The organism is Bacillus sp. FJAT-29937 (assembly GCF_001509555.1).
Taxonomy (GTDB): Bacteria; Bacillota; Bacilli; order Bacillales; family Cytobacillaceae; genus Cytobacillus.
This window is the reverse complement of the sequence record NZ_LMAS01000005.1, coordinates 174831-193347: the sequence shown is the minus strand read 5'-3', so window position 1 is coordinate 193347 and position 18517 is coordinate 174831. Positions and strand designations below refer to the sequence as shown.

The following is an 18517-nucleotide window of genomic DNA, read 5'->3' as shown; positions in this document are numbered from 1 at the left end:
TTACTTTATGGCAGCTCTATTTTTTCCGAAATTCGGTTTTCTTTTTTCTGTGACAGCTCGCACACCTTCTTGATGATCTTCCTCTTCCATAACGAGCGCCATTTTCGATGAAATATAGTCAAGCGAGGAACGTAATGACATTTCGCTATTTTGATAGACAGCACGCTTGATGAGCTGCGTTGCCAGTTGAGGACCACTTGCTAAGTTGTGAGCGTAGTCTGCAACTGCTTGATCAAGCTCCTCATCTGGCACAACAAATGTAACGAGTCCGCGTTCTTTTGCCGCTTCTGCTGTCAGCACTTCTCCCGTCCACAACATATGCAATGCCATATCTCGGCCAACAAGTCGCGGCAAGAAGTACGCCCCACCGTCTCCAGGTACAATACCTACTTTGATATAACTTTCGGACAAACGAGCTGATTCTGAAACAAAACGAATATCACACATAAGAGCCATATCAAGTCCTGCCCCAAATGCCACTCCATGTACTTTCGCAATCACTGGTTTGTCGATTTCTTCTAATAAGAGAGGGATCCGCTGAACTTTTTTCCACAAAGAATTCTTTCGATTTATTCCTTTTGAAACAATATCTTGATCCGACTTGTAGAATCCGTTACCAGCGATCATCTCCTTAATATCTCCACCAGAGCAGAAACCTTTTCCTGCTCCTTGGACTATTAAAACAGAGATCTCATCTAAATCCCTCACTTTCTCAAGCGAGTCAATCCATAAATCTAGCATTTCGCCACTAAATGCATTTAGTGCTTCTGGACGATTTAATGTGATTGTTGCGATATTATTATTTACTTCAAACAGTAGATCCGGCATGTGCTCCCTCTCCTTTTACATGAGTAATCGATTCCCAAATCGTTTCTTCTCGAGCCTGATACAAACTGGCTAACTGATCTGCCCAATATGTCTCATTTCCTGCTTCTTCACGCCACGACCACAAACGACGAGTAAAATGATGAAGTTCATGTTCATATGTCATCCCAATTCCAGCATGAAGCTGGTGTGCTGCTTTTGCGACCACATTCGCGTTAGCGGATAGCTCTAATTTAGCCATTGCAATTTGCTCTTTCCCTAGATCTGATGGATAAGATGCACTCGCCACAGAAAGTGTTGAATAGGCTGCAGCCACCTCGCCAGCCATTGCAGTCAGGTGATGCTGGATAGCTTGGAACTTGTGCAGAGGGCGACCAAACTGCTGACGCTCTTTTGCATAAAAGGTAGATAAAGCGAGCACACTTTCCATCGCACCTGTCATCATCGCTACACGGCTAAGCGCTAAGAATTGTGTGTAATCTTCTAAAGCCTCTTTAAAACTTAGATCTAACTTCTTTGTTTCTCCTAGATTTACAAAGGTTAAGCTATCACGAGGCTCTGCGGCGAGATTGTCATTCTTCTCAATCTCACATGCTCGTGTATTGACTATTGAATAAGAAGCTTGTTCCCCCTCCTGCCGGATCACAACAACTTCATCAACATATCTTCCGTATGGAACATGTATCAGCTTATACGGAGATTGAATCGACGAGCTTTCTTCTGCGATATGAACGACTCTTAATTTATCCTCCACCTCACCTTCATGGGCGGCAAGAAATTGATTAGCGTATATAACCTCAGCTAAAGGAATTGGAGCAGCGTACTTTCCAACGACGCGCAAGATAGCAAAAACGTCGTCATAATCTCCGCCGACTCCACCTTTCTCTTCTTCAATTCCAAGTAATGTTAGTCCGGATTCTTGAATCGCTTTCCAAAGTGTACTCGCCCACTCACCTTCTTCAAAACGTTCACGTTGTTCTTTCGTCGATAAGTCTTTTAATATTTTCCCAGCAGTGTCTTCAATAAATGATTTCATCTCACTCATGCAGATATCACTCCTTTTCCTACGATTCCTCTGAGGATTTCAGTTGTCCCTCCACGAATGGTAAACCCTGGGCCGTGTAAAATGGATTCCGCTAACAGCCTGGCATACTCATCTTCCGCATGCTTGCTTGGCATCGCTGGTAAAAGAAGCCGAATGACTTCAGCTACATGTTGCTCAAAGCTATTGCCAAGATCTTTCACAAGAGCAGCTGCTAAGTTCACATCTTTTTTCTCTTCAAGCAGAGCTGCAATCCCTATCGACATATTACGGAGTGACCACATTCTGCTTACTAGTTTCGCAGCCTCCATCAAACCTCTATGATCCTCTTTTTCTTTCAATAAACGAATCCCCTCTTCGAGCAGTGGAAATGTGCTTAAAATTCGTTCAGGGCCACTTCGTTCGAATGCTAGTTCAGTTAATCCTTGTGCCCAGCCATTTCCAACTTCCCCAACTACTCTGTTATCTGGAACAAAAACGTTTTCAAGAAAGATTTCGTTAAAATGATGTTCACCCGTTAAGAATTGAATTGGCCGAATGGTTACGCCATCGGATTTTAGATCAATAATTAGCTGACTCATACCCCCATGACGATTTTTTGGATCCTGTGGAGAAGTACGGCAAAGGGTGATCATGTAGTGCGAATGATGAGCACCAGAGGTCCATGTCTTCATTCCATTAACGATCCAGCCACCATCCACTTTTTCAGCGGTTGTTTTTAGTGATGCTAGATCAGATCCTGAGTTCGGTTCAGAAAGTCCAATCGAAAAATAACATTCACCTTTCACGATTTCCGGAATGAAAAATTCCTTCTGTTCTTCTGTCCCAAACTTTAAAAGTAACGGCCCAGATTGACGATCTGCAAACCAGTGTGATGCAACGGGAGCTCCGAAAGCCAAAAGCTCTTCTGTAATAATGTAACGGTCAATCGAGGAGCGTGCTTGCCCTCCGTATTTTTTCGGGAATGTAATCCCGATCCAGCCTTTTGCCCCAATCTTTTTCGAAAATTCCTCACTATACGCGCTCAGCCAAGAATCAGCATGTGTGTCAAATGTTCCTTTTTGTTTCTCAGCTTGTAAGAAAGAACGGACTTCTTTCCGAAACTCTTTTTGTTCTTCCGTAAATTCAAATGCCGGAAGTTGTAATTGTCTCATTACCTCTCACTCCTTTTACCGATATGGCGTAATCGTTATGCAGATGGTATATATAAATTTATATTAATCCACCTTCACTTTATTTGTCAATTTAGAATTAACAGAAAATTAAACTAGTATTTATTCGTTGATTAGGAATTAATGTATCTCACAGGCTTCGGCTAGCAGTTCAACAATATGAACAACTTTTATTTTTTCTGTTTTCCCTTCGCGCTTTACACCTAATTTCATCTGTAAATGGCAGCCTGGATTACTTGTAACGATGATATCTGGCTCCACTTTTTCAATATGATTCATCTTTTGATCCAACACTTCCATCGCTTCATTGTAGTGGACAACATTGTAAATTCCTGCAGATCCGCAGCACATGTCCTGTTTTTCAAAAGTGCGATAATCAATCCCCGGAATTTTCATTATTAATTGATGAGGTTCATTAACGACTTTTTGAACATGCCGTAAATGACACGAAGGTTGGTATGCGACAACTTTTCGAATCTCTTTAGTAAATGGCAATGAACTCTCCGCTAATAAAACGCTAATATCCTTACACCGCGCGGCAAATTTTGCTGCACGAGCATGCCATTCTGAATGTTCGTCAAACAATTCAGGATACTCCACCAGCATCGCACCACAGCCACCGATACTATTGACAATAAAATCAAAATCATATTTTTCAAATACTTCAATATTCTTTTGAGCTAGTGAAATGGTCTCTATTTTTTTCCCACTATGATGCAATAGGGCCCCACAGCATGTTTGTTCTTCGATCAAGGTGACTTCACAGCCTGCTAGCTGAAGCAATTTCATACTGTCTTCATTGATTTTTGAGAACATCATATCCATAATACAGCCAACAAAAAATCCAACCGTATAAGTCTTCTTCCCAATTGGAGGTAATACTTTGTATTCTCTTTCCTTCTTTTTCGGCATCTTAATCTCGGGTGTGATGGATTCCATTGCCTGAATGCTTTCTGGGAACACCCTCATGATGCCGGCTTTTCTCGCTAATGATACCATTCCTGTTTTTTGTGCAAGTTCCAACCCTCTTCCAGCAGCTTTTTGCCACTTTTTATTCGGTAATCCTTTTTCCAGGAGTAACGATTCCATCCTAGAAGCAGGCATTTCTTTCGCGATTAATTCCTTAGCAGATTGTAAAATGGTCCCGTATTGAACATTGGTCGGACAGGCTGTTTCACAGGCTCTGCAGCCTAAACATAATTCAATGGAAGAAGCTGCAGACTCGATCGAAATTTTTTCCTCTGCTAATAACTTCACTAAATTAATTCGCCCCCTTGGTGACTGGGTTTCCACACCTGTCGTCTCGTAGGTTGGACATTTGGGCAAACAATAGCCGCATTGGACACATGCAAACGTTTCTTCATACGCTAATTGATGGCCTCTACTCATTAGTTAACACAAACCTTTGTCCAGGCTCAGGAAACATTTTTCCCGGATTTAAGAGGTTATGAGGATCCCAGGCTTCTTTAATCCGTTTCATCATGGATAATCCGGCTGCACCAAGCTCCATCTCCATAAAAGGGGCCTTCATCGTACCAATCCCATGTTCACCTGATAGCGTCCCACCCATTTCTACTGCGGCTTTAAATATCTCCTCAACTGCTTTTTCAACTCGCTTCATTTCTTCGATATCACGTTTATCTGCTATTATATTGGGATGTAAATTCCCATCTCCGGCATGGCCAAATACAACTAAATCAATGTTATACGTATCTCTTATTTCCTTTAATCGTTGAAACATGTCAGGAATCCTGCTGCGCGGTACAGTAGCATCTTCTGAAATTTTCGTTGGCTTTTTTCGGACTATCGCTGGAGAAACTAGTTTTCGTGCCTTCCAAAGCTCGGCTTCTTCTTCCTTTGTTTCTGCTATTTTCACTTCAATAGCACCAATTTCCAAGCAAATTTCCTTTACCCTTTTGGCTTCTGCCTCTATGGCAGCAGGGTGCCCATCCAATTCTATTAATAAAAGTGCTTCTATATCGGTGGGTAACCCTGATGGATCAAATTGCTCTACAGCAACAACAGATGCTTGATCCATAATTTCTAATTTTGATGGTAGAATGCCACCTGTCAGAATGCTAGAAATGGCTTTTCCAGCAATGACAAGGTCATCAAAAAGGACCATTAAAGTTCCTGTAGACTGTGGTTTAGGGATTAGCTGCAAAATTGCTTTAGTTATAATCCCCAAAGTACCTTCAGATCCAACAATTAATTTCGTTAAGTCATATCCCGTTACATTTTTTACGGTTCTTCCCCCCGTTTGGATTACTTCACCGTCAGCTGTAACCACTTCAAGGCCGAGCACATAATCTTTCGTAACCCCATATTTCAGTCCACGCGGGCCTCCAGCGTTTTCCGCTAAATTCCCCCCAATCGTTGACACATGAGAGCTGCTCGGATCAGGAGGATACATAAGACCATATTGATTGGCCATTTTATTTATATCCGCCGTTATGACACCTGGGGAAACAATGGCGGTTAAATCATCTGGCTCGATAATTAAAGTATCTGTCCATTTAGAAAAATCAAGAACCATTCCTCCATGAACAGGTAATGGTCCCCCGCTCAAGCTAGTTCCCCTTCCCCTTGGATAAATTGGGGTTTTATATTTATTGGCCACTTTTACAATGCCAACCACTTCATCCGTAGAAGTTGGCTGTATCACAATATCCGGAGGAAAAACGCCGAAAGAAGCATCATATGAATAACTGGCAAGGTCTGCTTCATTTGTAAGTACTCGACGTTTATCATTGACGACTTGACGTATTTCTTTTTCTATTTCTGCATGTATCAAAACACAAGCCTCCTTTGAAATTACTAAAATGTATGTGGTCATAATATTCAAAATATTTTATTTATTCCATTTAAAAATTATAGAATAATAGTTATAATGAACAAAATGAGAATGAAAGAGGATGACAAATTTGAAAGTAGCCTTGATCCATGCAACGACCACAGCCTTAAAGCCTATTGAAAAAGCCTTTCAGGAAGCAGCCCCTGAAATTGAACTGCTGCACTTAATGGATACTCATTTGCTTTCCATGATAGAACAGTCCGGTGGCTTAACTCCGGAGATTATTCGCAGATTCTCAGAATTGATAAAGCTCGCTGCTGATTCTGGTTCAAATTGCATTCAATTGACTTGTTCAGCCTTTAATAACATCACATCGATTCTGCAGCCCATGCATGCTGTTAAACTTTTTCGATCAGATGAAGCCATGTTAGATGAAGCACTTGCCTACGAACGAATTGGCCTCATTTCCACTGTTAAAGAAACACCTGTTGCCTTAATGAGTTATTTAAGAGAAAAAAAGCCGGATTGTATCATTGAATCTCTAGTGGATCCCGGAATTATCCACCTTCTTTTTCAAGGAAGAGTCGATGAACACGATGAAAAAGTACGAAACATGATACAGCAAATGGACGGAAAAATAGATGTCATTGTTCTTTCTCAATACAGCATGGACCATATTGCCAATCAGATTCAGACGTCTGTTCCTATCCTTACTGCTCCACAAGCAACTGTAAACAGATGTATAGACTATTTAAAAAATCATTCTTCTTGAACTGAAACAGCCAGCCGTTTATTAGCAAAACGGCCGGCTATGTTTTTTTACCTCATTATTTTTTAATGCTGGGTACCACCGAATACCTTTCCAACCCCATGAATTTTTTCAAGTGCGACTATTAATATGACAGAAATGAAAATAACCACACTTGAAACGGAAGCTACTATTGGATTATAAGCATCCTGCATCGTTGAGAAAATCTCGATTGGAAGGGTTCGCATATTAGGAGAAATCATAAACAATGAAACTGTGACATTATCAAATGATGTCAAGAATGCAAATAAACCCCCAGATATCATGGCCGGTCTGATAAGCGGCAGTGTTACCTTCCAAAAAACGATGAATGGGTTTGCTCCCAGAATAGCTGCTGCCTTCTCCAAATTGTAATCAAATCCGCTTAACCCTGTTAGTACCAAGCGAATAACATACGGAATACAAATGATCGTGTGTGCAATCAAAAATCCTGTTGATGTACCTGCAAGCATCATCGGTGTGAAATAAATAAGTAGGGCAATCCCCAATACTAGTTGTGGAACACTTAACGGCGCTGTCAAAATGGATGTAATATAATGTTTTCCTGGAATATCATATTTCGCAATCGCGAGTGCACCTAGTGTCCCGAATAAAACAGCAAAAAATGCGGCTAAGAAGGCAAATTGCAAACTATTAAAGAAGGCTTCGACGAACTCTTGGCGTTCTAAAATCTTTGTATACCATTGCAGAGAAAAACCTTTTGGAGGAAAACTTGGATAATTTGCACTTGTAAAAGATGCCGGAACAACAGCAATTAATGGAATTAATATATAGATAATCCCTAATACTGCAAGGATGAGTCGGAGTTTCCCAAGTGCTTTCATTATCTAAACACCTCCCTAAACTTACTTTTTTCAAATGCCCGTGTAAAGAAGAAAACGGATACAAGAGTAATTCCTAAGAGTACATAAGACAGCGCAGAGCCAAACGTCCATTTCAGCAGAGTGTTAATTTGGTCGTAGATTACAACTGGCATCATCGGAACATTCGCTCCTCCCATTAAAGAAGGGGTGACATAGGCACTCATGGATAAACTAAAGACGAGCACACATCCTGATATGATCCCAGGCAAACTAAGTGGAAGGGTTATCTTTAAGAAACTGCTCATCGGGCTTGCACCAAGAATGGCTCCCGCTTTCTCTAATGAAGGGTCAATATTATACAAGCTCGTTGCAATGGCTAAAACCATGAAAGGTAAATAGGCGTTTGAAAGCCCAATTACGACACCAAGTTCAGAAAATAATAGATTAAGCGGCTTTTTAATTAGTCCAATATTCATTAAAAATTGATTGATTGTACCATTTGGCAATAATAATAAGTACCATCCAAAATTACGTACGACGATGCTGACCAAAAGAGGCGATGCAATTAATAACGTTATATATCCCCTAACTTTTGGTGAGCTTTTGGCCATCGTTAAAGCGATTGGATATCCGAGAATAAGAGAAACAAGTACAGAATATAAACTGATTTTTACCGTCAGCCACATTGAAGATAAGTAATAGCTATCGGTAAATAAATTGATATAGTTTTGTAAGCTATAAACTGCATCCGCACCATTCAAATTATCAGTAGAAATAAAACTTAAATACAAAATATACAGCATAGGAACAATAAAAAATCCAAAGACGAATAAAAGGATTGGGATTAAAAGAAGAAGCCCAGCGATCCAACTTCTTCTTTTTCTCACTTTCGTCTTTCTTTGCGGTTCTCCCTTTACCTCTACTTGTTCACTTACTTCTTTACCAGCATAATTTCTGAGGGGTTCCATCCAACATACACCTCACTTCCATATAGCCAAGATGAGTCATATGAATTGGTTAATAATTGAATCGTTCTCCCTTGTAACGAAACATCAACTTCCCATGAAGTGCCAAGGTAATTAAGCTGAATAATTTTAGCAGGCTGAAGTTCCAATGTTGCAGATGATGTTTCTCTGGTAGAGGAAATGTAAACATTCTCAGGGCGAATATAAAGCTTCACCTCATCCCCAGCTATCAATGAACGATTCTCCCCTATAATATTAGCCGAATCGACATGAATAATTTCCTTACCTACCTTCACCGAAATTTTCCTGCCATCCGTATCCATAACCTCTCCTACAAAAGAATTCGATTTACCTATGAATTGAAAGACAAATTCTGTTTCGGGATGATTGTAGATAACAGTCGGTGTGCTTATTTGTTCAATTCTCCCTTCATTCATAACAACTACCCGGTCAGACATTGATAGAGCTTCCTCTTGATCATGTGTTACAAAAATCGTTGTTACACCAATTTCCTTTTGTAAACGTTTAATTTCTGCGCGCAGTTCATGTCGTAATTTTGCATCTAGATTGGATAGGGGCTCATCAAGCAGCAGTAATTCCGGCTCAACTACAAGCGCCCTTGCGATAGCAACACGCTGCCTTTGACCACCCGATAATTCCCTTGGGTAACGGTGCTCAAGCCCAGACATCTTAACTAGTTCAAGAACTCGATCAATTTTCTTTTTTTGTTCTGCTTTAGCCACTTTTCGTAATTTCAGACCAAAACTAAGATTTTCAAGCACTGTCATATGTGGAAACAAGGAATAGGTTTGAAATACCATACCTAAGTCGCGCTTATAGGGAGGGACTTTCGTTACTTTTTTCCCTTTAATATAAACCTCTCCCTGATCTGCTTCAAGAAAGCCTGCAATTAAATTCAATGTCGTTGATTTCCCGCAGCCTGAGGGTCCAAGGAGTGTTAACAACTCACCCTGTTTTACTTCTAAGTCAATATCATTCAATACGACATTGGAACCAAATTGCTTTCTTGCTCCCTTTATCTCTACATCGAATGTAATTGCATTCATGGGTATTTCCTCCATTCTTATTTCAGTAATTTACCGATTTCTGGAACTACTTCTTTCGTCCAACGATCAGACCATTCAGCACGAATTTCCGCAAATGCAGCAAAATCAGGTTTGTATGTTTTGTCTGTATCCTTTAGCCCAATTGATTCTTTGAATTTCTCTGGAAGCTCTAGTCCTTCAACAACTGGATAAAATCCCTGTTCTGAAATCAATTCTTGTGATTCTTTGCTAACTAAGTAGTTAATGAATTCAAGTGCCTCCTTCTCGTTAGGGGCATTTTTCACAAGGGCTCCACTAAAGGATTGAATAGGAACTCCTTCTTTCGGTACAACCATTTTAATTGGAACACCAGATAACGCTAAGTCACCAATAACATAGCTTCCCATTACAGTTACATCTGCAGAACCTTGCTGAATCGCTGGCATTACTTGTGTTGAATTTTTATAAAAAGTCGGTGAGTAACCGGCAAGTTCTTTTGCTTTTTCAATCCCTGGCTCCACATTATCTGTACCGCCGCCATTTGTCATTGCCAGTGCATATAATGTGTTAAAGCCCCAGTCATTTGTAATATCCACAAACGCTGTTCTTCCTTCATATTGACCTGATGGCAAGTCGTTCCATGATTCTATCGGTTTCAAACCTTTCTTTTCAAATGCTTCTGTATTATAAGCAGGGGAAATGACCAATCCAAATACTGGAGCGCCTCCACCCTCAACTGCAATAAATTTCGGATCCACATTATTCATATTAGGAACATTCGATCCATCAACTTTTTCTGTAAGCCCCTTGTCATTCGCGCGATATACATCTGTTGGAACAAAGATGGCTATATCAATTTGCGGAGCACTTTTTTGTAATTCTACTTTAGATAAAATCTCTCCAGAAAGTCCTGGAACATAGTTAACAGTGATCCCTGTTTCCTCTTTAAACTTTGGAGCAATGACGTCACGAATGGTTTTTTCAATAACCCCGCCATTTCCTGCAATGGTAATGGATTTTTCTCCACTCTTACTCTCATTCTTACTCTCATTCGTACTGGCTGTCTCTCCGGCCTTTTGTGGAGTAGGGGCGCCACACGCTGATAAAACAATTAGAAAAGCGATTGAAATTAATGTAATGATCTTTTTCATATTTACTTGCCTCCTATTTGTAAATTTTGTTATTTATACATTTCCTCAAAAAATAGTTTTGCTCCAGGATGAAAATCTATTGGAATCCCTCTAGTTGCTTCTGCTAATTTGATTTCCTTTGCTTCTGGGTGGGCGTTTTGCAATTCTGGTAAATGTTCATATAACGTTTTTACCATTTGATAAGCTTCTTGTTTTGGCAAATCTGGGTATGTAAGAAGGACATTTTTGACTGTTAATGTAGGTGTACTCTCTATGCCTTCGTAAGTTTGACCGCTTATTTCATTGAGTGTGTAAAATTCAAACTCTTCATGAAGTCTGTCAGCAATTTGTTTTGAAATTGGAACAAGTGAAATTTCCATCTCTGAAGCAAGGTCTGCAATCACTGGATTCGGTAAACCAGAAGAGAAGAAAGCAACATCAATCGTTCCATTTCTTAAAGCATCCGCCGATTGTGTGAATGAAAGAGCAGATAAATCCATATCATAGCTTGATAGATTAGCAGCCTTCAGGATCCTCTCAGACATCAGCTTTGTTCCGCTCCCGACTGATCCTACACTTACTCTTTTCCCTCTTAAATCGTCTAATGTTTTAATATCACTATTGGTCGTGACAATTTGGATGAAATTAGAGTAAATTCCAGTAAGAGCGAGAATTTCGTTTTTATTTATTTCTGGTAATGCAAGCACATCGACTGTACTGAATCCTAACTCGGCCTGTTTCTGACTTACTAGTTTTGTATTCTGAATCGAAGCGTTCGTCACTTGTGTTCCAGATGCTTTTCCATCATACTTTCGAAATAAGTCTGCCATAGCCTGCCCCAAAGGAAAATACACACCTGACATATCACCAGTAGCAATAACTAATGTAGTTTGATTTCCTGTAACTTTCTCTGATAGCAGAGGCACTGTTTGAACCTCAGTTGAAAATAATTCCTGTTTGATCTTTATACACCCAATCAAAAGAAATATTAAAAGGAACAAGATTTTAATAAGCGTCCCTATTTTCAATGACTGTCCTCCCTTCATACAAATAACACTTGCAATTACCGTGCCAATATTCTGATTATTGAATTTGTATGCGTTTTCATAAATTGGTCACTTTCTCAGTAAATAAAACCGGCAATTTCTGCCGCTATTTTCAGCAAAATTTGCCGGTTTACCAAGTTTATTTATTAAGCTATTTTTCAATATCATATAGTTTAATTTTATCCCTGAGACTTCTTTCAGAAATTTGTAATGTCTGGGCCGTCCTTTGACGGTGTTTTCCGGAATGTTTTAGCGTTTCGGAAATCACCTTTTTTTCAATTTCCTTCATTGTTAGACCGATAGGAATGACGATATTTTTTTCGCTATCATTAGAAATACCTCCATCCCCTTTCTTTTGCTCAAGAATGGAATGAGGCAAATCCCCCTCATCAATGACAGTATTCAAAGAGAGCGCTACTGAGTATTCAATGATATTACCAAGCTCCCGCACATTTCCCGGATAGTGATAGTCTAGTAAAAGTCTGCGGGCAGCTGCAGAAAAAGATCTCTTTTCTCTGTTCATTTCCTTACAATACTTTTGCAAAAAATAATCAATTAGCAGCGGCAAATCCTCTTTTCTTTCTCTTAACGGCGGTGTTTTGATAGGAATAACGTTCAATCTGAAATACAAATCCTCTCGGAAATTCCCTTCTTTGACCATTTGTTCAAGATTTTTATTAGCAGCACATAAAATACGAACATCTAATGGGATCTTCTTATTAGAACCTAGAGGTGTCACTTCACGCTCTTGAATGACCCGCAATAATTTAGCTTGAAGCGGTAGGGGCATCTCACTAATTTCATCAAGAAATAGAGTTCCTCCATTTGCTGCGACCCATTTTCCTTCCTTTTGCTGTGTTGCCCCTGTAAATGCTCCCTTTTCATAACCGAACAATTCAGATTCAAGCAAGCTTTCCGGAATGGCTGCACAATTCAAAATTTCTAATGGTCCATCCTTACGCTTCCCTAAATAATGAATCCTTTTTGCTACAAGTTCTTTCCCCGTTCCACTTTCTCCCGTAATCAAGACGCAAGAGTCGATATCTTTAATGCGTTCGATCATCGAAAATACATATTTCATAGCCATACTATTTCCTAAGAAGTCTTTAAGGCCCTTCTTTTCTTCCTGATCTTCATGAAGTGTTTCTAGTTTAGTAGAAATTTGTTTAAACTCAGTGGCCCTTAATAATAGCGATAATAGGTTTTCGATGTTAATTGGTTTTTCAATATAATAATAGGCACCCATTTTAATGGCTTCAATGGATGTTTCAATTGAAGCATAAGCGGTCATCATGATGACCGTTACTTTTGGGGCTTTTTGTTTAATCTTTTGCAAAACGTCCATCCCATTGTAACGCCCAATTCGCAGATCTAGCAGTATTATATCCACTGGTTCTTTTTCCGCTATGAGTATGCCTTTCTCCGGATCCGTTGTGGTCATAACGGAATAATCATCTTCAAGAGCAAAGCTAAGTGAAGTACAAATGGCTTGTTCATCGTCAATTATCAGTACTCTGGGCTTCATTCTGAATCTCCTCCTTTTGATATAAAGGCAATACAACCGTGAATGTCGTTCCTCTATTAGGAATACTGTTGACTTGAATATCTCCATTATTCTCTTTTATTAAATTGTAGGATAAGGTTAAACCCAATCCGACACCATTTCCCTTTGTAGTAAAAAATGGTTCAAAAATATGGTTTAGGTCCTCTTGCTCCATTCCTTTACCAGTATCTCTAATGATGATTCTCCCTTTCTCGGCATCCTTTTTCTCCATTATGATTTTTATTTTCTTCACTTCCGTTTCTTCCACTGCATGAATGGCATTTAATAATAGATTAAGGAGGACTTGGCGAATTTGCTGAGGATCAATGTTAAAAACAAGGTCGGGTTCCATGTATTGTTCAAATTCAATCTGATTTTCATTCATGGTTACTTGTAATATAGCTAGTAAGGATGTCAGCTCGAAGGCAGTGCAGGGTTGAATATTAGGTAAACTAGGACGGGCATAATCAATTAAGTCTGTCACAATCCTATCTAGTCTGTTCACTTCCTCAGGTAAATGCTCCATAAGTACCTTTTGAAATTTCGGTTGATCGTATTTCCTTGGGATCAGATCTATGAAAGTTTTAATGGACGTTAACGGGTTGCGAATTTCATGAGCTACACCAGCTACTAACTGGCCAAGCGCGTGGAGCTTCTCCTGTGTAATTAGCTTTTGTTCGAGTTTCTTTTTTTCGGTTTCATCGTTCATTGAGAGCAAATAGCCTGCCTGGTTTTCAAGTGAGTTAAACATCTTATTTAGAGTATAGTAGATTACCTTGCGCTCTCCATTATCATTGATTTCAATAAAGCGATCAGCGCTTTCTTGTTGTAGAGCTTGTCCAAAACGATAATGCTCAAATAGCTTCAAAAAAATGGGAGAATGCTGAAGGTTGAACTTTGTATTAGCGGGAAGCTCGAGAATTTCTAATGCCCGCTTATTACAGCTCGTTATCTTAAAGTCAATATCGAAAGCAACGATGCCCGTGTCTATTTTATTTAAAATTTGTTCTTTAAACGCATAGCTATCAGCAGTTCGTTGCCTTTGTTTTTGTAAGTCTTCATTTAATAGCTGGAGATCTTTTGTTTGAATATTCACTGCTTCTTTTAACCGTTGATTCCAAATATAGATGGCAATGAGGATGAGTGCACCAATCAAAAGAAATATAGATAATAAGAAGATAAAATGTTCCAAACGAGCAATTTTTGCTCCGGTTTCCGGTCTAACCCATTCATCAATTAATTCACTTACTTCTCCCTTAGCCTTTAATTTTGTAAGCGTCTGATTAATGATTATTAGCAGATCCTCATTCCCTTCCTTCACAGCTATCGCATAATCTGCCGGATTAATGACTTCATCAAGAATAAGGTAATTTTCCTCTTGATCAAGCTCTTTTAAAAAGAAGGAAGCCGTAAATTTATTCCCAATAAAAACTTCAGCTCGGTCATTTAGAAGCATCAAAAGACCCGAGTAGTGATTTGTCACCAACGTAAGATTCGTATTCCGTAAATTTAATATCGTGTTGAGAACAGGAGGATTATCTTGCAGAACAATATGCAAGTCCCTAATATCCTCGATACTTTTAACTTTATTCCAACTTTTCATAGGGATAATTAAAGAATCTGACATCGTAAAGAAGGGTTGAGTAAAGTCGAATACTTTATCCTTTTCGGTGCTATATGTTAGCCCTGCAATCGCGTCAACTTCACCATCTATTAATGCCTGTTCCGCTTCATGAATCTCCATTGGTATGTATTCAAAAGTAATCCCATTTTCCTCTGCGATTTTTTCCGCTAATTCAATATTTATTCCAGTCAATGCCCCTTGTTGATCTATATAAGAAAAAGGCGGAATAGCCCATTCCCCGGCGATTTTATATATTTTATCTTCTGCAACTACTAATCGTTGTGATATTGACATAAATAAAAGGAGGCTAATTATAAAATAAAAAAACCAGACTTGTTTTTGGATAACGACACCTCCTACTAGGTAATGTTTGAAAAATTTGAATATTAATATAATAATATGGAAATCTGTGTATGATAGCAAGCTTCTCTTACTTATATAGAATTTTTTCCAACCAAATGGGAACACTTCCATTCTCAAAGATAGTAGAAAAAACACAAAACACGCCATTTACGAATGACGTGTTTTTGGGTTTATATATTATCCATTTCCTTGAGGCTCTCATTAAATTAATATAAAATCTAACCCTATTTTATTTGATTAATTTATCACAACATCCCTTACTTAAGAATAATACCCCAAAATCAAAATACACTCCTCTTGTTTACTCCCATACCCGCTCAAAAGTTACTTCGTTATTTTCATTTCTCAAGAGAAATACATCAGGATTGCTAAGACTTTTCCAATCATCGAAGCCGAAATCATTCTTATAATACTTTAAAAGCAAAGACATTAAATTCCCATGTGTCACAATGATGGTGTTTTCTTTTTCACCGTTAAAAATTTCTTCTGCCACTTCAACGATTCGTTCCGTTGCAGCTTGACTAGACTCGCCGCCTTCAAATTTCAGTTCCATATCATCAAAGGTTGCTCTTAATTTTTCTAGCCAGTCAGGTAGATTTTCGGTACTTAGTATACGTTCTGTCAATTTTCTATTAAGCTCAATTTCTATATTTAATTGCTTGGCAAGTGGTTCTATAGTGTCAATCGCACGTTTATATGGGCTTGATAGAATTCGATCAATTTTCATTTCGGAAAAAAACTCAGATAAATCTAACGCTTGTTTCAAGCCATTATTTGTTAGTTTTGATTCAGGCGGCTGCCCTTCTGCTTCACAATGCCTAATAATATAAGTTTTCTTCAATTTAACCATCTCCCCGCTTCATTCTTTATCCTTACAGTACAAAAAATTGGAATAAAAATGAAGTCATCTCCTTTAAATAAATTTAGATTGTATTCAATTTGGTAAATGAACAGGCCAGGCTTTGACCTTAGATGCTCTTTTTTGACATTTGCAGTAAATGAACAGCACCGGCTTTACCCGTTGAAGCCCATTTTTGACTTTTACGGTAAATGAACAGCACTGGCTTTGCCCGTCGAAGCTCATTTTTGACTTGTGCGGTAAATAAACAGCACTGGCTTTGCCCGTCGAAGCTCATTTTTCACTTATAAGGTAAATGAACAGCCCACTCTTTACCCGCAAAAGCTCTTTTTTGACTTGTGCGGTAAATGAACAACCAGCGCTTTCCCCTTAAGACCTTATTTTTGACTTTTAAGGTAAAAGAATTTTTACTACTGAATACCGATTAAGAAACTCCATTCTTTTCTCCACAAAAATTTGTTCTTCAGCCTATTTCTTCGCAGCACGACTTAGGTTGAGCCTTCTTCTTAACCTTAATCCCCTCCCCAATTATCCAATGTCTTTTAAAAAATAGTTAAAAAAGGGTGTTGAATTTTCTAAATTTATCCATTACAATACAACTAAACTTTACTAACCCGATAAACATTATCGGATTAAATTAGTAACTTATTAATTTATTAAAGGAGAGTATGAGAATGAACACCAGAAGGAAAAACTTCAAGCTATTAGCAATTATTTTCGGATTATTGCTTATGTTGACCGCTTGTGAATCAGCATCAAGTACTGAGACAGCAACAGGAGAAAACAAAGAAACAAACAGCGAGAAAACAGGAAAAGTCATTCGACTTGGATATCAAAAGGGAAACACTTTAAATATTTTAAAAGAAAGTCGATTTTTAGAGAAAAAGCTTCAAGAAGATGGTTATGAAATTGAGTGGAAAGAATTTAACGGAGGCGGGCCCTTATTAGAAGCTCTTTTTACAGGAAACATCGATTTCGGCCATGCATCAGATGGGGCTACCATTTTTGCACAGGCGGGAAATAAGCCCTTTGTTTATGTAGGAGCAGACTTGCCCAATCCTGAAGGAGTCGGAGTCCTTGTCCACAAAGATTCAGACATCAAGTCAATCGCTGATTTAAAAGGGAAAAGGATTGGTGTAAGTAAAGGCGGTAATCATCATTACTTAACCATTTTAGCATTAAAGGAAGCAGGGATTAGCCTTGATGATGTCGAGTGGGTGTATTTATCTGATGCAGCCCAAGGGCGTACTGCATTTGAAACAAAAAAATTGGATGCATTCGCAACCTATGATCCGTTCTTGGCTGGAACAGAAATTCAGCTAGATACAATCAACCTAACAGAAGGAATAGATTATGGCTATCCGAACAGAACCTTTTACGTGGCAAACATTAAATTTAATGAGGCAAATCCTGAATTAGTCAATAAAATTATCGAAGCCATAGATGAATCGGATGAGTGGGCCAATAAAAATAAGCCTGAGGTAGTTAAATTAGTTTCTGCCATGTTAGGAATTGAGGAAAAAATCATTGATCGAGCTACCGCTCGCAGAGATTATAATGCCGAAAAAATGAGCCAAGAAATCATTGATGCACAGCAAAAGCAAGCAGATGTTTATCATGAAATTGGGTTAATACCGGAAAAAATTGATGTATCCCAAAATGTAGGTAAGTAGAGTTCTGCTCGGGCTCTTTTGCGGAAAGGAAAATGTCATGAAGGCAAAGTTATCAAAAAGTCTATTGCCGTGGTTTATCCCGATTTTGGTTTTGGTTGGATGGCATTTTTTCTCAAAGACTGGGATTGTTTCTACCCAGCTGGTGCCTTCCCCACTTACAGTTCTAACTAGCGCCTATAACTTAATTATTTCTGGAGAACTCTTCTACCATATGCAGGTCAGTTTAACACGTGCCCTAATTGGTTTGTTGATTGGGGGAGGAATCGGTTTTATTTTAGGAATTTCAAATGGATTATCTAATCTCACCTTTCAGTTAACTGATACTTCCTTGCAAATGATCCGTAATATTCCTAATCTTGCCTTGGTCCCGCTTGTCATTCTTTGGTTTGGGATTGACGAAGGTGCAAAAATATTTCTTGTATCCATCGGGGTCATGTTTCCAGTCTATATTAATACTCTTCATGGAATCAGAAATCTTGATGCAGGATTGATTGAAATGGGAAGAATGTATGGATTAAAAGGATGGGATTTATTTAAAAACGTATTGTTTCCGGGTGCCCTTTCATCCATTTTTGTAGGCTTGCGATACTCCCTCGGTGTTATGTGGCTAACATTAATCATTGCTGAAACGATTGCTACTACAAGAGGTGTTGGATATTTGGCCATGACGGCCCAACAATTTATGCAATCAGATATTATCATCATTACGATTATTTTATATGCATTATTTGGAAAATTGGCGGATATGCTCGCTCGCTGGGGAGAAAGGAAAGCACTCCGCTGGCACCAAAGCTATGTTCGTTAATTGGTTGGAGGGATTAAAC

The 18517-nt window shown here is 38.8% G+C and carries 16 protein-coding genes; 3 read left to right on the top strand and 13 right to left on the bottom strand.

Features of this window, described 5'->3' with window-relative positions; all coding sequences use genetic code 11:
- From AR328_RS12990 to AR328_RS12970, 5 genes are all read right to left on the bottom strand, one after another.
- Positions 1-828, bottom strand: coding sequence for an enoyl-CoA hydratase/isomerase family protein (locus tag AR328_RS12990; RefSeq protein WP_066295519.1), 828 nt, complete (start codon positions 826-828; stop codon positions 1-3).
- A complete protein-coding gene (locus AR328_RS12985; protein ID WP_066295517.1) occupies positions 809-1870 on the bottom strand; it encodes an acyl-CoA dehydrogenase in 1062 nt (353 codons plus the stop codon). Before AR328_RS12985 ends, AR328_RS12990 begins: the two co-directional genes overlap by 20 nt.
- A complete protein-coding gene (locus AR328_RS12980; protein WP_066295515.1) occupies positions 1867-3021 on the bottom strand; it encodes an acyl-CoA dehydrogenase family protein in 1155 nt (384 codons plus the stop codon). The genes AR328_RS12985 and AR328_RS12980 overlap by 4 nt, the downstream gene beginning before the upstream one ends.
- Positions 3022-3159: 138 nt before the next feature.
- A complete protein-coding gene (locus AR328_RS12975; RefSeq protein WP_066295513.1) occupies positions 3160-4428 on the bottom strand; it encodes a (Fe-S)-binding protein in 1269 nt (422 codons plus the stop codon).
- Entirely contained in the window at positions 4421-5830 is a 1410-nt protein-coding gene (locus AR328_RS12970) for an FAD-binding oxidoreductase (RefSeq protein WP_442854451.1), read from the bottom strand. Before AR328_RS12970 ends, AR328_RS12975 begins: the two co-directional genes overlap by 8 nt.
- A 133-nt stretch (positions 5831-5963) precedes the next feature.
- On the opposite strand from AR328_RS12970, the gene AR328_RS12965 reads away from it, so the two are divergent.
- Positions 5964-6605: a hypothetical protein gene (locus AR328_RS12965; RefSeq protein WP_066295511.1), complete on the top strand. Its 642-nt coding sequence runs from the start codon at positions 5964-5966 to the stop codon at positions 6603-6605.
- A gap of 62 nt (positions 6606-6667) precedes the next feature.
- On the opposite strand, the gene AR328_RS12960 is transcribed toward AR328_RS12965, so the two are convergent.
- The 8 genes from AR328_RS12960 to AR328_RS12925 form a co-directional block, all read right to left on the bottom strand.
- On the bottom strand, positions 6668-7465 hold the full coding sequence (locus AR328_RS12960) for an ABC transporter permease (protein ID WP_082677226.1): 798 nt from the start codon (positions 7463-7465) through the stop codon (positions 6668-6670).
- Positions 7465-8412, bottom strand: a complete 948-nt coding sequence (locus AR328_RS12955) for an ABC transporter permease (protein ID WP_066295505.1) — start codon at positions 8410-8412, stop codon at positions 7465-7467. Before AR328_RS12955 ends, AR328_RS12960 begins: the two co-directional genes overlap by 1 nt.
- Positions 8376-9476: an ABC transporter ATP-binding protein gene (locus tag AR328_RS12950; RefSeq protein WP_066295502.1), complete on the bottom strand. Its 1101-nt coding sequence runs from the start codon at positions 9474-9476 to the stop codon at positions 8376-8378. Before AR328_RS12950 ends, AR328_RS12955 begins: the two co-directional genes overlap by 37 nt.
- A 17-nt stretch (positions 9477-9493) precedes the next feature.
- Complete coding sequence (locus AR328_RS12945; protein WP_066295499.1) at positions 9494-10606, bottom strand: ABC transporter substrate-binding protein; 1113 nt, start codon at positions 10604-10606, stop codon at positions 9494-9496.
- A 29-nt stretch (positions 10607-10635) separates the two neighbouring features.
- Complete coding sequence (locus AR328_RS12940) at positions 10636-11613, bottom strand: TAXI family TRAP transporter solute-binding subunit (protein ID WP_066295494.1); 978 nt, start codon at positions 11611-11613, stop codon at positions 10636-10638.
- A gap of 169 nt (positions 11614-11782) precedes the next feature.
- On the bottom strand, positions 11783-13156 hold the full coding sequence (locus tag AR328_RS12935; protein ID WP_066295490.1) for a sigma-54-dependent transcriptional regulator: 1374 nt from the start codon (positions 13154-13156) through the stop codon (positions 11783-11785).
- Positions 13131-15092, bottom strand: coding sequence for a transporter substrate-binding domain-containing protein (locus AR328_RS12930; protein ID WP_197414462.1), 1962 nt, complete (start codon positions 15090-15092; stop codon positions 13131-13133). Before AR328_RS12930 ends, AR328_RS12935 begins: the two co-directional genes overlap by 26 nt.
- Positions 15093-15462: 370 nt before the next feature.
- Positions 15463-16011: a histidine phosphatase family protein gene (locus AR328_RS12925; protein WP_442854448.1), complete on the bottom strand. Its 549-nt coding sequence runs from the start codon at positions 16009-16011 to the stop codon at positions 15463-15465.
- A 683-nt stretch (positions 16012-16694) separates the two neighbouring features.
- Between AR328_RS12925 and AR328_RS12920 the strand changes: the two genes are divergently transcribed.
- Positions 16695-17693: an aliphatic sulfonate ABC transporter substrate-binding protein gene (locus tag AR328_RS12920; RefSeq protein WP_082677223.1), complete on the top strand. Its 999-nt coding sequence runs from the start codon at positions 16695-16697 to the stop codon at positions 17691-17693.
- Between the two features lie 37 nt (positions 17694-17730).
- The gene (locus AR328_RS12915; RefSeq protein ID WP_066295477.1) at positions 17731-18498 is read left to right on the top strand and encodes an ABC transporter permease subunit; all 768 of its coding nucleotides are present in this window, start codon (positions 17731-17733) and stop codon (positions 18496-18498) included.
- The last annotated feature ends 19 nt before the right edge of the window (positions 18499-18517 follow it).

What these genes read in the sequence shown, in the direction of transcription:
- AR328_RS12990 (WP_066295519.1), bottom strand. Translation starts at nt 828, where the DNA reads ATGCCGGATCTACTGTTTGAAGTAAATAATAATATCGCAACAATCACA.
- AR328_RS12985 (WP_066295517.1), bottom strand. Translation starts at nt 1,870, where the DNA reads ATGAGTGAGATGAAATCATTTATTGAAGACACTGCTGGGAAAATATTA.
- AR328_RS12980 (WP_066295515.1), bottom strand. Translation starts at nt 3,021, where the DNA reads ATGAGACAATTACAACTTCCGGCATTTGAATTTACGGAAGAACAAAAA.
- AR328_RS12975 (WP_066295513.1), bottom strand. Translation starts at nt 4,428, where the DNA reads ATGAGTAGAGGCCATCAATTAGCGTATGAAGAAACGTTTGCATGTGTC.
- AR328_RS12960 (WP_082677226.1), bottom strand. Translation starts at nt 7,465, where the DNA reads ATGAAAGCACTTGGGAAACTCCGACTCATCCTTGCAGTATTAGGGATT.
- AR328_RS12955 (WP_066295505.1), bottom strand. Translation starts at nt 8,412, where the DNA reads ATGGAACCCCTCAGAAATTATGCTGGTAAAGAAGTAAGTGAACAAGTA.
- AR328_RS12950 (WP_066295502.1), bottom strand. Translation starts at nt 9,476, where the DNA reads ATGAATGCAATTACATTCGATGTAGAGATAAAGGGAGCAAGAAAGCAA.
- AR328_RS12945 (WP_066295499.1), bottom strand. Translation starts at nt 10,606, where the DNA reads ATGAAAAAGATCATTACATTAATTTCAATCGCTTTTCTAATTGTTTTA.
- AR328_RS12935 (WP_066295490.1), bottom strand. Translation starts at nt 13,156, where the DNA reads ATGAAGCCCAGAGTACTGATAATTGACGATGAACAAGCCATTTGTACT.
- AR328_RS12930 (WP_197414462.1), bottom strand. Translation starts at nt 15,092, where the DNA reads ATGTCAATATCACAACGATTAGTAGTTGCAGAAGATAAAATATATAAA.
- AR328_RS12925 (WP_442854448.1), bottom strand. Translation starts at nt 16,011, where the DNA reads ATGGTTAAATTGAAGAAAACTTATATTATTAGGCATTGTGAAGCAGAA.
- AR328_RS12920 (WP_082677223.1), top strand. Translation starts at nt 16,695, where the DNA reads ATGAACACCAGAAGGAAAAACTTCAAGCTATTAGCAATTATTTTCGGA.
- AR328_RS12915 (WP_066295477.1), top strand. Translation starts at nt 17,731, where the DNA reads ATGAAGGCAAAGTTATCAAAAAGTCTATTGCCGTGGTTTATCCCGATT.